This is a genomic window from Streptomyces cupreus, assembly GCF_014257025.1.
Classification (GTDB): Bacteria; Actinomycetota; Actinomycetes; order Streptomycetales; family Streptomycetaceae; genus Streptomyces; species Streptomyces cupreus.
In genome coordinates this window covers 260,903-274,339 of record NZ_JACMSF010000001.1, presented here as the reverse complement: position 1 = coordinate 274,339, position 13,437 = coordinate 260,903, and the positions used below count along the sequence as shown (strand labels likewise).

Sequence of the window (13,437 nt, the reverse complement as noted above, 5' to 3'; positions counted from 1 at the left end):
GCAGCGCCCGCGCCGTACGCCGACACCACTTGAGTGCACAGCCGGCCCACGCGTGAACACCCGTCCCCACCAGGGCTTTTATCGAACCCGATAGCGATTGCCGGAAGGATTCCGCCGCGCCCGAAAGCCGCCCTACACTCAGGCCTCCGCAGCGGTCGGGGGACACACGCCGGGTGTACCGATGACGTCACCCGGCCGGGAGAGGGAGCCGCAGCATGAGCGGAACAGTCGCCGGTCTCGCCGGCCAACTGCGCAGCGGGCTGGCCGGAGTGCTGGGATCCCTCGGCCCCCTCGACCCCGCCCAGCGGCGCGCGAAGCTGGCGGAGGCGCTCGGGCTCCCGGGCGCCCGGCTGACCCCCTCGACGCTGCTGTCCCGGCTCGGCGCCCCGGACGCCGACCAGGCCGGCGACCTGTGGCCCCGGCTGCTGGCGCTGCTCGCCGCAGCGGCGGACGACGTCGTCCCGTCCTGGAGCCTCACCGTGCCGGAGGTGCTCACGGCCACGGCGGACGACGTCCGAGTACTGGCCACCGCGCTGCCGCCCGAGGTCGCCTTCGTGGTGAACCTCGGCACGCTCCGCCTCGCCGACGTCCTGCGGGTACGGCAGGACATCACGCTCACCCTCACCGTGCCCTCCGACCCGGCCGGCGCCGCGCTGAGGCTCTCCGTGCGCGGTGTGCAACTCACCCTGCCCGGCGACGACTTGCTCACCCTGCTCGTACCGGGCGGACTGGCGCTGGAGGGCGACCTACAGGCCCGATTCGACGCGCAGGGCGTCCGCTTCGAGGGTGGCGGGAGAACGGGATCGCCCTCCCGCTGCGCAGCGCCGCCCGGACTGCGCGCGCCCGCCCGACCTCGACCCGCGCTGGCGGGTCGCCGCCGGCCTCGGTACACGGTCCGTGCAGCGCGAGCAGGAGCAGCTGATGGCGTCGGCCTGGAGCCAACTGGCCGACGTACAGGCGGCCAACCGTTTCCTGGACCTCGCCCGGCCGGCCCGGCTGGTCGGCGCCCGGCTGCACCAGCGGCACGTACGGCCCCTCACCACCGACGAGTTCCTGAATACGAGTGCCTGGTGCATAGTGAGGGCGCGCCGTCCCCGGGGATCCATGAAGGAACGAGATGACGCGGAAGAAAGCCCTGGTGGTCCGAGGCGGGTGGGAGGGACACCAGCCGGTCGGAGCCACGGAGTTGTTCCTGCCCTTCCTCCGGGACAGCGGATACACCGTCCGTGTCGAGGAGTCCACCGACGTCTACGCCGCCACCACCGAGATGGCCGACACCGACCTCGTCGTGCAGTGCGTGACGATGTCGGAGATCACCGCCGAGCAGTTGTCGGGACTGAGTACGGCGATCGAGGCCGGCACCGGCTTCACCGGCTGGCACGGTGGCATCGCCGACTCCTTCCGCGCTTCCTCCGACTATCTCCACCTGGTCGGAGGCCAGTTCGCGACCCACCCGGGCAGGGAACCGTGCGAGCGTCGGGGTGTCCAGGAGGACAACTACCTGCCGTACGCCGTCCACATCACGGAGCTCGGCCGCGAACACCCCGTCACGGCGGGCATCGAGGACTTCGAGCTGCACACCGAGCAGTACTGGGTGCTCCACGACGACCTGATCGACGTCCTGGCCACCACCACCCATCCCGTCCGGCCGTGGCAGCCCTGGCACCGCCCGGTCGTCTCGCCGGCGGTCTGGACCCGCCGTTGGGGAGCCGGGCGCATCGTGGTGACAACACCGGGGCACAGCCTCGACGTTCTGGCGGACCCCAGCGTCCGCACCATCATCGAGAGGGGCATGCTGTGGGCGACGCGCACCGCATCGGCGTCGTAGGGCTCGGAGTCATCTCCCGCGCGTACCTGGACACGCTGGTCGGCCATCCCGCCCTACGCGTCACCGCGGTCGCCGATCTCGACGCCGCACGGTCGGCCGCGGTCGCCGCCGAACTGCCGGGCGTCCGGGCGCTGTCCGTAGAGGAGTTGCTGAGCAGCCCGGACGTGGACACGGTCCTGAACCTCACCGTCCCCGCGGCCCACGCCGAGATCGCCCTCGGCGCCATACGCCACGGCAAGCACGTCTACGGGGAGAAGCCGCTGGCCGCCAACCTCCCTGACGCCCATGCGGTGTTGGAGGCCGCCGCGAAGGCGGGGGTGGGGGTGGGGTGTGCGCCGGACACCGTCCTGGGCACCGGGATCCAGACGGCGCGGGCGGTTGTGGAGGCGGGAACCATCGGCCGCCCCCTTTTCACCTCGGCCACACTGGTCACCCCGGGACACGAACGCTGGCACCCCCACCCGGACTTCTACTACACCGCCGGGGGTGGTCCGTTGCTGGACATGGGCCCGTACTATCTCGCGTCCCTGATCCACCTGCTGGGTCCGGTGCGCGCCGTGATCGGGGCCTCGAGCCGGCTGCGCACGGAGCGCGTCATCGGTTCCGGACCGCGCGCGGGCGAGCGGATACCGGTCGAGGTGGACAGCCATGTCTCCGGGGTGCTGGAGCACCTGGGCGGGACCCTGACGACGATCACGACGAGCTTCGACGGCGTGACCACCACGGCCGCGCCCATCGAGGTCCACGGCGAGACGGGAACCCTCACGGTTCCGGATCCGAACGGCTTCGGCGGAGAGATACGGCTCTTCGAACTCGGCGCCGCACAGTGGCGCACGCTCCCACCGTCGGCAGGCTACGTCAGTGGCGCCCGCGGCGTGGGCCTCCTCGATTTCGTCACCGCCGACGGGCGGCGGTCGCCCCGCGCGAACGGTGAACTCGCCCTGCACGTGCTGGAGACGATGAGCGCGCTGCTCCGCTCGTCGGCCGAGGGCCGCCGCATCGAGCTGACGACCTCGGCGGAGCCTCCGGCCCGCGTTCCGCTGACGGCCGTGGAGGAGTGGAGAGGACGGATCACCGGCTGAGGCCGTCGGGGTCAGTCCACGGGCCAGGTGTGTGCGGGTGCGTTCAGATGCATGTAGTCCATGTACGCCTGGGTCATCTGCCGCAGTGCCTCGCCCCGGTCGGGGGTGCCGGCCTTCTGCAGGTGGTGAACCGTCTCCGCCTGCCACAGGGCGCCGTTACGGGCGGTGACGCAGCGCTGCTCGATGATGCCGAGCAGGGGCTCGCGCCACGCCGCGTCCATGCCGGCCAGCTCAAGGCCCCGATGGGCCAGGGGCAGCAGGCGCCGCAACACCAGTTCCGTGACCGGCACTTCGCCCGTGCCGGGCCAGTACAGACGGGCGTCGATGCCGTCGCGGGCGGCGGTGTGGAGGTTCTCCTCGGCGACCGTGAAGGACATGCGCGTCCAGACCGGCCGGTCCTCGTCGACGAGGGCGCGGGTCAGGCCGTAGTAGAAGGCGCCGTTGGCGATGATGTCGGCGACGGTGGGTCCTGCGGGCAGGACGCGGTTCTCGATGCGCAGGTGCGGGCCGCTGTCGGTGACGGCGTAGACGGGGCGATTCCATCGGTAGATCGTGCCGTTGTGCAACGTCAGTTCGCCCAGCTGGGGAACACCGCCGCTGTCGAGCGCCTTCTGCGGGTCCTCGTCGTCGCACAGCGGCAGCAGCGCCGGGTAGTAGCGCACGTTCTCCTCGAAGAGATCGAAGACGCTGGTGATCCACCGCTCCCCGAACCACACCCGGGGCCGTACGCCCTGGGCCTTGATCTCCTGGGGCCGGGTGTCGGTGGCCTGCTCGAACAGGGGGATACGGGTCTCGCGCCACAGCTCCCGGCCGAAGAGGAAGGGCGAGTTCGCGGCCAGGGCGATCTGTACGCCGGCGACGGCCTGGGCCGCGTTCCAGTAGTCGGCGAAATCCTTCGGCGAGACCTGCAGATGGAACTGGGTGCTGGTGCAGGCGGCCTCGGGGGTGATCGTGTCGGCGTACGTCGACAGTTGCTCCACGCCATCCACCGTGATCCGCAGGTCCTCGCCGCGCGCCGCGAAGATCTGCTCGTTGAGCAGCCGGTAGCGCGGATCGCCGGACAGGGCGGTCTCGTCGACGTGCGCCTCCCCCAGGGTGGGCAGGATGCCGATCATGATGAGGTGCGCGCCCACGGCCGAAGCGCGTTCCTCGGCGTGGTTGAGCGCGTCACGGATCTCCTGCTCCCAGGCGTAGGGGCCACCGGCGGTCAGCCGCCGGGGCGGGATGTTGATCTCCAGGTTGAAGCGTCCCAGCTCGCTCGACCAGGCGGGGTCGGCGATGGCCTGGAGCACGTCGGTGTTGCGCATCGCCGGCAGCCCGTCGTCGTCCACCAGATTGAGCTCGATCTCCAGACCGACCTGGGGGCGCTCACTCTCGAAGCTCGACTCGCGCAGCATGTGCGCCAGCACATCGAGGCAGGTGTGCATCTTCTCCCGGTACCGACGGCGGTCCTCCCGCGTGAACACCAGGGCCGGCACGTCACGTCCCATCGCGCCCTCCCGAGTCACCTCGGCGGATACCTGCCTCTCCAGCGTCGCACCAAGGGCGGGGGCCGCACAGTCAGCCGACGGACGCGGTGCCACGAGGACGGCGCACGGCTCTCAGGCGTCACATGCCCTCACTCAACGTAATGATGATCTACGTCGCACGCGCACCGCCTCCTCGGAAGGGGCCGCGGCGACTGAACCGCCTGCGAGCGTGCGGGAATCACCCCGCCCCCGGAGCCGGCCTCCTCGGTGCGGCCGCCCCGGGAGCCCGCCTCCTCGGTGTGGCCGCCCCGGGAGCCCGCCTCCTCGGTGTGGCGACAGCGCCGGACGCCGCGGCCTTGAGGAGGCGGCGGAAGGTGGGGCATTCGAGGTGGCTCGGTGCGGGGCAGGCGGCGGCGTGCCGAAGGGAGTCACGCAGGACGCCCAGTTCGCGGATCCGTGTCTCCAACTCCTCCGCCTTGGACGCGAGCATCTGGCGGTCGATGTGTGGCTGCCCGTCCGGTGTGAACATGCGCGCGATCTCGTCGAGGGAGAACCCGGCGGCACGCCCCAACGCGATCAGCGCGAGGCGCTCCAGTACGGCGGGATCGTACTGGCGGCGCAGGCCCCGCCTGCCGGTCGAGGCGATCAGCCCCTTTTCCTCATAGAACCGCAGGGTCGAGGCGGGAACGTCCGCGCGTCGCGCCACCTCACCGATGTCCAGGTCTGTCATCTTCTTGACCTCAAGTCGACTTGAAGTAGCACGCTGTCATCCACACCCGCTGATGGCAAGCACAGGAGATGATCATGGACGCGAAACACCTGGCCGACGACGATCAGGCGGCCCGCTGGCGGGCAGCCGGCCACGCCTGGGTCGAGACCCAGGAGTTGCTGGACGGAATGCTCAGGCCGTTGGAGGAACTGCTCGTCGAGAGGGTGCCCGCCGGGCGCGGAGGCCACGTGCTCGACGTCGGCTGCGGCACCGGCAGCACCACGCTGGCCGTCGCACGGCGGCTCGGTCCCACCGGTCATGCCGTGGGCATCGACATCTCCGAGCCGATGATCACCGCCGCCCGGGAGCGTGTCGCACGGGCGGGCGAGGCGGCGTCCTTCATCCTGGCCGACGCGGAACATCACGCGTTCGAACCCGCCGCCTTCGACGCCGTCATCTCGCGCCTGGGCGTCATGTTCTTCACCGACTCCGTCCGAGCCTTCGCGAACCTTCGGCGGGCCGCCAAGGACGAGGCCTGGCTGCGGTTCATCGCCTGGCGAGGCGCCGAGGAGAATCCGTTCATGACGACGGCCGAACGCGCCGCGGCGCCCCTCGTGCCGAACCTCCCCGCCCGACGACCGGAGGGGCCGGGCCAGTTCGCCTTCGCGGACCCGGACAGGATCCGCGACATCCTGACAAAGAGCGGGTGGTCCGAGATCGACATCCGGCCGGTCGAACTGTCCTGCACCCTGCCCGAGAGCGAGCTGGTGGGCTACTTCACCCGACTCGGCCCGCTCGGCCTGATCCTCCCCGACGTGGACGAAGACACTCGGCCACGCGTAATCGAGACGGTCCGCGCCGCCTTCGACCCGTATGTACAGGGCACGGAAGTCCGCTTCACCGCCGCTTGCTGGACGGTCGACGCCCGGGCGTCGTAGGCACGGGCGACACGGTCCAGGCCGCGCTGGGCAGGGCCCGCCGCGGGGTGTGCTCGCGCAGGGACATCACCTCCGGGACCTTTTGGATCATGAAGCGGCGCCGCAAGCTGGGCGAACTCATCGGCGACGACGTCCGTGTCGCCCCGGGCTGTACCCAGGATCGCTTCAGCGAGGCCATCGGCCTGAGCCGGGCCCACATCCAGCGCATCGAATCCGGCCAGGCTGACCCACGCCTCGGCGACCTGCTCCGGATGTCGGACGTCCTCGACGGGCCGCTCACGACCCGGGTCGGCACAAACCCAACGCCGCGATGAGACCCCGCCCATCCGCCACGGGGGAAGCAGACAAGCGGGGCCGATCAGGGGGCGCGCTCAGAGCACCGCGCGCCACTTCCCGCGGGCAAGGCGCGTCTGACCCTCGGGGGTGATGAGCACCTGGACGCCTCGCACCGGCAGCTCGCCATGCTGGAGCCAGTAGGCGCGCAGGCTGTCGAGGATCTCCCACAGGCGGCGCGGTCCACCCTGGTGGACGACCGTGCGCCCGTCGTCGGCCGTGACAGCGCGCGCCCATGAGCCGTCGGCGTGCGCCATCTCGGCCGTGCGCCGCTCGCCGTTCTCGCGGTAGGAGTGCTCGATGCCCGGCGTGGTGATACCGAGCATGGAGTCGAGGTCCCAGGCGTTGGCGACGTCGACCACCGGGTACGGGCTGGTCATGACGTCCTCACCGTCCAGGTCGTGCGCCGTCGCGAGCAGACTGGTCGCACCGGGCGGGTAGTCGTCGCCGCGCCGGGCGTGCATGAACCCGGCACGGTCCCATTCCACGCGGCCCACTGCGCTGCCATCCGCCCGCTTCTCCGCGGTCACCAACAGCGATGTCCCCGCGATCGTGGTGACCAGACGGCCTCCGACACACAGGGCCGCAAGCCAACTCTCCGGGACGCTGCGCACGGCGACCGTCGCCACGATGCGGTCGAACTTGCCGCGGCGGGCAGGGAGTGGTCCGGTCGCGTCGACCACTTCCAGCGTGGGGTGCAGGCCGGCCAGGTCGAGGCGCTCGCGGGCGGCCTCGACGAGGTACGGGTCGACGTCCACGCTCGTCACCGAGGCATCGCCGAGCCCCTGCGCGGCGAGCGCTGCCCCGTACCCGCTGCCAGTGCCCACGTCGAGCAGCTCGTCGCCGTCGTCGATCCGGGCGTGGTCGAGCATGCGCACCACGAGGCTTGGCAGTGTGGCCGACGACGTCGGCCGGCCCGTGGGGTGGTCGCCGGACTTGGCGCGGTCCGCGTGCAGCGCGCCAACCCGGGTGATCAGGGAGCGGTCGTCGTAGACAGCGGCGTACCAGTCGGTGTCGGTGAGCGGCTCACGCAGGGTCCACTGTTCGCCTTCGCGCTCCCACCACTGCGGCACGAAGAGATGCCGGGGCGTGTACGAGACGGGTCCACGCCACCGGGAGGTGCGGTGGGTGACGCGGTCGGCCAAGTCCAGGGCGTGGTCTTTCCAGTTCACGCGGTCACTCCGAGGATCGGTGCGGGAGCCGGGGCGTAATAGGCAGGGTCGCACGCCTCCGTGTTGGCCGGGTCACAGTCTCCGGAGTCGTCAGGCGTGCACGCCATGCGCGGCATCGGCACGGCATCCGTCAGCTGCTGCCACTCCTCGCTCACAAGGATGTCGGCGAGACGCTGCTCGCGGACGTTCCCGGCGACGAGGAACCTCGACAGGATGCAGCCGGACACCTGCCCGTCCGGGGAGATGGACATGCGGTGACGGAAGCAGTTGCCGCACAGCTCGGACGTGCTCGGGATGGACGTATCCGGTGCGGCGGCACGACCGACCTTCCTGACCCGGTCGACCTGGATCCTCGTCACGCCCAAGTGCCGCAGCTGCTCCTGAGCCTCAGCGACACGCTGGCCCTCCAGGACCTCGACGATGCCGACGCGCAAAGGGATGCCCCGCCGGACCACCTCGGCGATGTTCTCGCGGGTGCGCCGGTAGCTGCCGGGCCCGTTGGTGATCTGCTCGTGCTGCTGTGCCTGGTCGCTGTAGAAGTGGCGGCCAGACACACGCCCGGCCGCTGGAACGTATCCCACAGCTGCGGCCGGATGTGCCTGAGGTTGGAGTACACCTCCACGTTCAGGCCGAGGCTGAGGCCGTGGTCCATGTACTGGGGCAGGTCCGGCGCGAGGGTCGGTTCACCGCCGATGAACTGGACAGCGGGGATGCCGACTTCGGCGATGTCCGTGCTGACGTCGAGCCAGTCCTGCCAGGTCATCGTCCCGGCGGGCGCTTTGGGGCCGGAGCTGGTGCAGCAGTGCCCGCACTTCAGCTGGCAGCGACCGGTGATCTCCAGCTCCACGGAGCGGATCCCTGCAACTGTCGGAGTGGTCATGATTCCCCTTCGTCGGAAGAGACCCCGCCCCGACTGCTCGGCCTGTCCAGGGTTGGGGAGCCGGGGCGGACGTCTTGGAGACCCGTCCCGCCGCAGGCTTGCGGACCTCCGGCGGGAGAGACGTGGTGGGCGCGACCCTGACCCTGCGGTCGCCGTGGGACCCCTCTTCGCCGGGGCGGGGCGGCGCCAGTCAGCGCAGGCGGACGGCGTTGACGCAGCCCTCGTGGATCCGGCCGGAGACGGCCGACCCTCCGGACTGGCTGCCCTGGTCGTACGGCTGCGTCGATTCGCCCGGCCTGATCGACTGGTCGCAGACCACACACACGCGGACGCCGGTCAGCGCAATGTAGTGATCGCACAGCGCCAGCAGCGACCGGCCGAGCTTGCGCACGTACGGGGCGGCGTCGGACGGCATCAGCAGGGGGCGGGCGTCCAGCTTGCCGCGGGCCTCGCGGACGCAGGCGAGCGCCACGTAGCGCGGGATGTCGTCGGCGGGCTGCTTCGCGGCGGCCCGCTCAACCTCGGGGATGAGCAGCTGTATGCCGCGGCGCAGGGTATCGGTCAGCGTCTCCAGCGTGGCCCGGTCGGTGGGGGTCACCTCGGGCGGGAGGACCTGGGCGACGCTCGCGCGCATCGTGGCGATGTCCACCGGCGGGGCGTCGTTCGTGGCAGGGGGGTCGATCGAGGTCACGACTCGGCCTCGCTGTCGTCCACGCGGGTCAGGCAGCCAGCCACCATGGCGAACGTCAGCACATCGGCCGTCCTGCACAGCCAGCCCGGCCGGGTGAGGGGCACTGCCCAGTACGAGCCCGAGGCGTGCTCCTCCAGCTCCGTCAGATCGGTACGCGGCACGCCCAGATAGGTGCCATCGCCGAGGCAGGCGGCGGCGGGCGCTCGCCAGTCCGGGGCGGTGCCGGGCGGCACGAGGGCGTAGTAGCGGCGGCCGGCGGGGTCGTGGATGACCGGGCCGCCGTTGAAGCTCCAGCCGAGCCAACCGTTCACGGTGGACGGCTCGGCGGTTCCGGCCACGCTGTGAACGACGCTCTCGGAGATGCGGACCGCGTCGAAGAGCTTCCCCAGCGGGATCAGGGCGAGCCGGGTCTCGCTGTCCCACTCACGGTGCACTGCGGCGGGCGAGGCGTGTGCCGAGGCGAGCCACTCCTGAACCGTCTCGGTGGGCGACGGACTTGATGCTGTGCAGTCCCCTCTGAGGGTCCTATGGTTCGTCATGTCGACGCTCCTGCCTGATTCGAGCGTTGGCCACTCCCGGGGCCGTTCGCGCGGCCGCCGGGTCTGATCTGTAGGCCTCCTACGGTTCCAAGGAGGGTCGTTAGCGTCACGGGCACCGGTGACCAACTTTCCTGGACCGGCAGAACGCCTGTGAGCTGGGCTAACTCGGCCTTTTGGATCCGCTGTTGGGCAGCATCGCGGAGCTCCTTCGGCTGACGCTCACACAGGAGGGGTACACGGCCGCTACCGTGTGTCTACGACGCCGCGCAGGAGCTTGCCGATGAACGGCCCCAACAAGCCTGGGTCGAAAGCCGACCGAGACGCCCTCCGCCACGACATGACCGCCGCCGGTTGCACGGTCGCCGACATCGCCATCGAAATGCGCACCCGCTACCGCATGCGTCCGCGTGAAGCCTGGCGCCACGCCCGCGGCTGGACTCTCCAGGAGACGGCGGACCGCATCACTCAGGCCAGCCTCCAGCACCCCGGCGGAGCTGTCGCCGCTGACGCATCCCTGGTGGGAAAGTGGGAGAAGTGGCCTGGCCCTTCTTCGCGGCGGCCCAGCATCGCCGTGCTGCATGCCATGGCCGAGGCATTCGGATGCTGTGCGCACGACCTCCTGGACCTTGACGACCGGCGCTCCCTGCCGGACGCCGACGTCCGCATCATCAACAGCCAGTCGGCGCACGTCGAACCGGCTTCGCCGGCGCCCACACCGCAGCTTCCTTCCTTGTCGGCCGACCCATCGGGCACCGAACTTGTACGCCTCGCTGCGGACGAATCGGCGTCGTGGGCGCAGTGGGCAGAGGCCTCGAACGTCGGCGACATCGCGCTGGAACAGCTGATGACGGAGATGCGAGGCCTGGCTTCGGACTACCTCACATCTGACCCCGTCGCCTTGTTCGTTCGCACGCGAGCACTCCGCGACCGCGTCTTCACCCTGCTCGAAGGTCACCAGTACCCGCGCCAAGCCGCCGACCTTTACGTTGCCGCCGGCTATCTGTGTGGGCTGCTCGCGTGGATGTCCTCGGACTTGGGCCAGCTGCGGGATGCGGACACCCAAGGGCGAACAGCGTGGCTGTGCGCTGAACTCGCGGGCTACAACGACCTGCGCGCTTGGGTGCTGTCCACCCGCTCGAAGGTGGCCTTCTGGGACGGACGCCTGAGAGACGCCATCAGCTTCGCCCGTCGCGGTGCCACGTTCCGAACTTCCGGCACCGTCGGCGTCCTGCTCGCCTGCCAGGAAGCCGACGCTTGGTCGGAACTGGGGGCGCACGACGAGGCCATGGCCGCGCTTGCTCGCTCCGACGATGCTCGTGACGGCGTGAGCGGTGAAGACGAGGTCGGCGGCATCTTCGCCTGCCAGCCAGCGCGGCAGCAGAACTACGCCGCCGCAGTACAACTGCGTATCGGCCACCCGGCGGACGCACTACGGTCAGCTGACCGGGCCCTCTCCCTGATGTCCGTGCAGCGTGTCAGGGCGTACGGCACAGAGGCACAGATCCACATCAGCCAGGCTGCGGCACACCTCGCCGACGGCGAAGCTGAAGGCGCCCTGGAAGCCCTTGCACCGGTCCTCGCACTCCCGCCCGACCACCGACTGGCGCCCGTCACATGTCGCTTGAATGAGCTGTCCGGCGGGATGGGCCGACCGAGCGCCCAGGGAACAGCGGCGGTCGGACTACGCGCCGCCATCGAAGAGTTCTGCGTGGACTCCGCACCGCGGTACCTTGCACTCTCGCCAGGGGAAGCCTCTGCCTGATTTGATCTCGAAGTATGACGACTCACACCGAGATCATGCGCAACCACTGGTGGTGGCGTCCCGGCTGGAGCGTGGGCCGGCGCTTCTACACCTGGCATCTGACGTTCGAGGGCCAGGGCGACGTGCACCGGCTCGCTGCCGAGTACCGGGCCGCTCTGGCACCGCTGGGCGATGTCCTCACTCCGATCCCCGACGAGTGGCTGCACCTGACCATGCAGGGCATCGGTTTCGTGCGAGACGTGAAGGAACACGACGTCCAGGCCATCGTTGACGCTGCTGCTGCACGCCTCGCCGCCATCCCGGCCTTCGACCTCAAGATCGGGCCTGAAGTCCTGGACCCCGAGGCCGTCCTCCTGCACGTCCAGCCGGACGCTCCGGTGCGGGCCGTACGGGACTCCATCCGCGCCTCCATCGGTGACGTCCTGAACGAAGTGCCCGAGAAGGCGGAAGGGTTCACACCTCACGTCTCGGTGGCGTACAGCTCCAGCGACGGACCTTCGGAGCCGATCGCGCAGGCACTTGCCGGGAGGGAACTCTCCCCAGCGCAAGCTCGCATCTCCAGCGCGGAGCTGATCGTCATCCACCGCGACAACCAGATGTACGAGTGGGAGCCCTTCGCCACCGTGCCGCTCGGCTGAAGGAAGCCCCTGCTGCCGGAGCAGGGGCGTTCCACCCCTCCGCGTGGCAGCCAAAGGGGGGTGCCACCTCACCCTTGCCCCATCACCCCACCCCACCTAGCCTGACTTTGTGCCGCAAATAAACAAACCCCGCTCGCACAACGTCGTGCCGGGAACCGCCACCGACCTCACCCGCCTCCGTATCGCCCTCACCGTCTTCTTCGCCATGGACGGCTTCGTCTTCGCCGGGTGGGTCGTGCGCATCCCGGCGATCAAGGAGCAGGTCGGCGCGTCAGCCGGAAGCCTGGGGCTCGCGCTTCTGGGTGTCTCCGCAGGAGCGGTGATCACGATGACGCTCACCGGACGGCTCTGCCGTCGCTACGGCAGCCATCCGGTCACCGTCTTCTGCGCCGTCCTGCTCTCCCTCAGCGTCGCCCTGCCACCGCTCACCCACTCCGTCCCCGCCCTCACCGCCGTACTGCTCGTTTTCGGCGCCGCGTACGGCGGCATCAACGTCGCTTTCAACAGCGCCGCCGTCGATCTCGTCACCGCGCTCCAGCGGCCGATCATGCCCAGCTTCCACGCGGCCTTCAGCCTGGGCGGAATGGTGGGCGCGGGACTTGGCGGGCTGGTGGCCGGCAACCTCTCCCCCACGCGGCATCTGCTCGGCCTCACCTTCGTCGGACTCCTGGTCACCGCCTTCGCGGGGCGCGTGCTCCTGCGGATCGCACCGCCCCAGGCAACGCGGCCCCAGGAGACGAGCCCGCGGCGCCTGGACCGCCGTACCCGCGGACTCGTCACCGTCTTCGGGCTGATCGCGCTGTGCACGGCGTACGGCGAGGGCGCCATGGCCGACTGGGGCGCGCTCCATCTCGAGCAGGACCTGGATGCATCACCGGGGCTCGCGGCCGTGGGCTACTCATGCTTCGCGCTCGCCATGACGCTCGGGCGGCTGACGGGGTCGACGCTGCTCCAGCGGCTCGGCCGCACCCGTACCGTCGTCGTCGGTGGTGCCACCGCGGCCGCCGGGATGCTCCTCGGCTCGCTCACACCCTCCGTGTGGGCCACGCTCGTCGGGTTCGCCGTCACCGGGCTCGGTCTCGCCAACCTCTTCCCGATCGCCATCGAGCGCGCCGGCGCGCTCGCCGGACCGAGCGGTGTCGCGACCGCCTCCACGCTCGGCTACGGCGGCATGCTCCTCGGCCCGCCCGCGATCGGCTTCATGGCGGAGTGGTTCTCCCTGCCGACCGCCCTGACCAGCGTCGCCGTGCTCGCCGCCGTCGCCGCCGTCATCGGGTTCGCGACCCGGCACGCGGCAACAGGCTGACCGGGCCCCCGCAAGCCCCTTGTTGAGACGTCCTGACAAACCCGTTGACATCCCTCTGGGGCGGACTCATAGTACGTGCCACTAGAGCGC

General features: G+C 70.4%; 14 protein-coding genes and 1 pseudogene. 8 read left to right on the top strand and 7 right to left on the bottom strand.

All coding sequences use genetic code 11. The annotated features are described in order from the left end of the window. Nucleotides 1-215: 215 nt before the first annotated feature. The 3 genes from H4N64_RS01185 to H4N64_RS01175 are packed head-to-tail and all read left to right on the top strand — an operon-like array spanning nt 216 to nt 2,910. Nucleotides 216-1,121: a hypothetical protein gene (locus tag H4N64_RS01185; RefSeq protein WP_186280022.1), complete on the top strand. Its 906-nt coding sequence runs from the start codon at nt 216-218 to the stop codon at nt 1,119-1,121. Next, nucleotides 1,118-1,828 (top strand): ThuA domain-containing protein, encoded by a 711-nt coding sequence (locus H4N64_RS01180; protein WP_186280020.1) that lies wholly within the window; start codon nt 1,118-1,120, stop codon nt 1,826-1,828. The genes H4N64_RS01185 and H4N64_RS01180 overlap by 4 nt, the downstream gene beginning before the upstream one ends. Beyond that, a complete protein-coding gene (locus H4N64_RS01175) occupies nt 1,798-2,910 on the top strand; it encodes a Gfo/Idh/MocA family protein (protein WP_186280018.1) in 1,113 nt (370 codons plus the stop codon). Before H4N64_RS01180 ends, H4N64_RS01175 begins: the two co-directional genes overlap by 31 nt. 11 nt (nt 2,911-2,921) lie before the next feature. Here H4N64_RS01175 and H4N64_RS01170 read toward each other — a convergent pair whose 3' ends face one another. Beyond that, a complete protein-coding gene (locus H4N64_RS01170) occupies nt 2,922-4,400 on the bottom strand; it encodes a glutamate-cysteine ligase family protein (RefSeq protein ID WP_186280016.1) in 1,479 nt (492 codons plus the stop codon). Between the two features lie 217 nt (nt 4,401-4,617). Continuing rightward, nucleotides 4,618-5,109, bottom strand: a complete 492-nt coding sequence (locus H4N64_RS01165; RefSeq protein WP_186280014.1) for a helix-turn-helix domain-containing protein — start codon at nt 5,107-5,109, stop codon at nt 4,618-4,620. Nucleotides 5,110-5,183: 74 nt separating this feature from the next. Between H4N64_RS01165 and H4N64_RS01160 the strand changes: the two genes are divergently transcribed. Beyond that, nucleotides 5,184-6,026 carry a class I SAM-dependent methyltransferase gene (locus H4N64_RS01160; RefSeq protein WP_186280013.1) on the top strand — a complete coding sequence of 281 codons (843 nt, stop codon included), beginning with the start codon at nt 5,184-5,186 and terminating at the stop codon, nt 6,024-6,026. Between the two features lie 89 nt (nt 6,027-6,115). Further along, nucleotides 6,116-6,340: a helix-turn-helix domain-containing protein gene (locus tag H4N64_RS01155; protein ID WP_186280011.1), complete on the top strand. Its 225-nt coding sequence runs from the start codon at nt 6,116-6,118 to the stop codon at nt 6,338-6,340. Between the two features lie 57 nt (nt 6,341-6,397). On the opposite strand, the gene H4N64_RS01150 is transcribed toward H4N64_RS01155, so the two are convergent. The 5 genes and pseudogenes from H4N64_RS01150 to H4N64_RS01135 all read right to left on the bottom strand — a co-directional run bounded on the left by H4N64_RS01150 (nt 6,398) and on the right by H4N64_RS01135 (nt 9,641). Further along, nucleotides 6,398-7,531 carry a methyltransferase domain-containing protein gene (locus H4N64_RS01150; protein WP_186280009.1) on the bottom strand — a complete coding sequence of 378 codons (1,134 nt, stop codon included), beginning with the start codon at nt 7,529-7,531 and terminating at the stop codon, nt 6,398-6,400. After that, on the bottom strand, nt 7,528-8,085 hold the full coding sequence (locus tag H4N64_RS46285; RefSeq protein WP_336246607.1) for a radical SAM/SPASM domain-containing protein: 558 nt from the start codon (nt 8,083-8,085) through the stop codon (nt 7,528-7,530). Before H4N64_RS46285 ends, H4N64_RS01150 begins: the two co-directional genes overlap by 4 nt. Before the next feature lie 62 nt (nt 8,086-8,147). Beyond that, nucleotides 8,148-8,411 (bottom strand): annotated as a pseudogene (locus tag H4N64_RS46280) (radical SAM protein); the annotation flags it as partial. 190 nt (nt 8,412-8,601) lie between these two features. Then, on the bottom strand, nt 8,602-9,102 hold the full coding sequence (locus H4N64_RS01140) for a DUF6415 family natural product biosynthesis protein (RefSeq protein WP_186280007.1): 501 nt from the start codon (nt 9,100-9,102) through the stop codon (nt 8,602-8,604). Further along, a complete protein-coding gene (locus H4N64_RS01135; RefSeq protein WP_186280005.1) occupies nt 9,099-9,641 on the bottom strand; it encodes a hypothetical protein in 543 nt (180 codons plus the stop codon). Before H4N64_RS01135 ends, H4N64_RS01140 begins: the two co-directional genes overlap by 4 nt. A 280-nt stretch (nt 9,642-9,921) precedes the next feature. Between H4N64_RS01135 and H4N64_RS01130 the strand changes: the two genes are divergently transcribed. From H4N64_RS01130 to H4N64_RS01120, 3 genes are all read left to right on the top strand, one after another. Then, nucleotides 9,922-11,403 (top strand): XRE family transcriptional regulator, encoded by a 1,482-nt coding sequence (locus H4N64_RS01130; protein ID WP_260859486.1) that lies wholly within the window; start codon nt 9,922-9,924, stop codon nt 11,401-11,403. 14 nt (nt 11,404-11,417) lie between these two features. Further along, on the top strand, nt 11,418-12,041 hold the full coding sequence (locus H4N64_RS01125; protein WP_260859485.1) for a 2'-5' RNA ligase family protein: 624 nt from the start codon (nt 11,418-11,420) through the stop codon (nt 12,039-12,041). A 145-nt stretch (nt 12,042-12,186) separates the two neighbouring features. Next, on the top strand, nt 12,187-13,347 hold the full coding sequence (locus H4N64_RS01120) for an MFS transporter (protein WP_186280244.1): 1,161 nt from the start codon (nt 12,187-12,189) through the stop codon (nt 13,345-13,347). The last annotated feature ends 90 nt before the right edge of the window (nt 13,348-13,437 follow it).

Bases quoted from the DNA above. Each gene is read 5' to 3' on its own strand.
- H4N64_RS01185 (WP_186280022.1), top strand. From the start codon at position 216: ATGAGCGGAACAGTCGCCGGTCTCGCCGGCCAACTGCGCAGCGGGCTG.
- H4N64_RS01180 (WP_186280020.1), top strand. From the start codon at position 1,118: ATGACGCGGAAGAAAGCCCTGGTGGTCCGAGGCGGGTGGGAGGGACAC.
- H4N64_RS01170 (WP_186280016.1), bottom strand. From the start codon at position 4,400: ATGGGACGTGACGTGCCGGCCCTGGTGTTCACGCGGGAGGACCGCCGT.
- H4N64_RS01165 (WP_186280014.1), bottom strand. From the start codon at position 5,109: ATGACAGACCTGGACATCGGTGAGGTGGCGCGACGCGCGGACGTTCCC.
- H4N64_RS01160 (WP_186280013.1), top strand. From the start codon at position 5,184: ATGGACGCGAAACACCTGGCCGACGACGATCAGGCGGCCCGCTGGCGG.
- H4N64_RS01155 (WP_186280011.1), top strand. From the start codon at position 6,116: ATGAAGCGGCGCCGCAAGCTGGGCGAACTCATCGGCGACGACGTCCGT.
- H4N64_RS01135 (WP_186280005.1), bottom strand. From the start codon at position 9,641: ATGACGAACCATAGGACCCTCAGAGGGGACTGCACAGCATCAAGTCCG.
- H4N64_RS01130 (WP_260859486.1), top strand. From the start codon at position 9,922: ATGAACGGCCCCAACAAGCCTGGGTCGAAAGCCGACCGAGACGCCCTC.
- H4N64_RS01125 (WP_260859485.1), top strand. From the start codon at position 11,418: ATGACGACTCACACCGAGATCATGCGCAACCACTGGTGGTGGCGTCCC.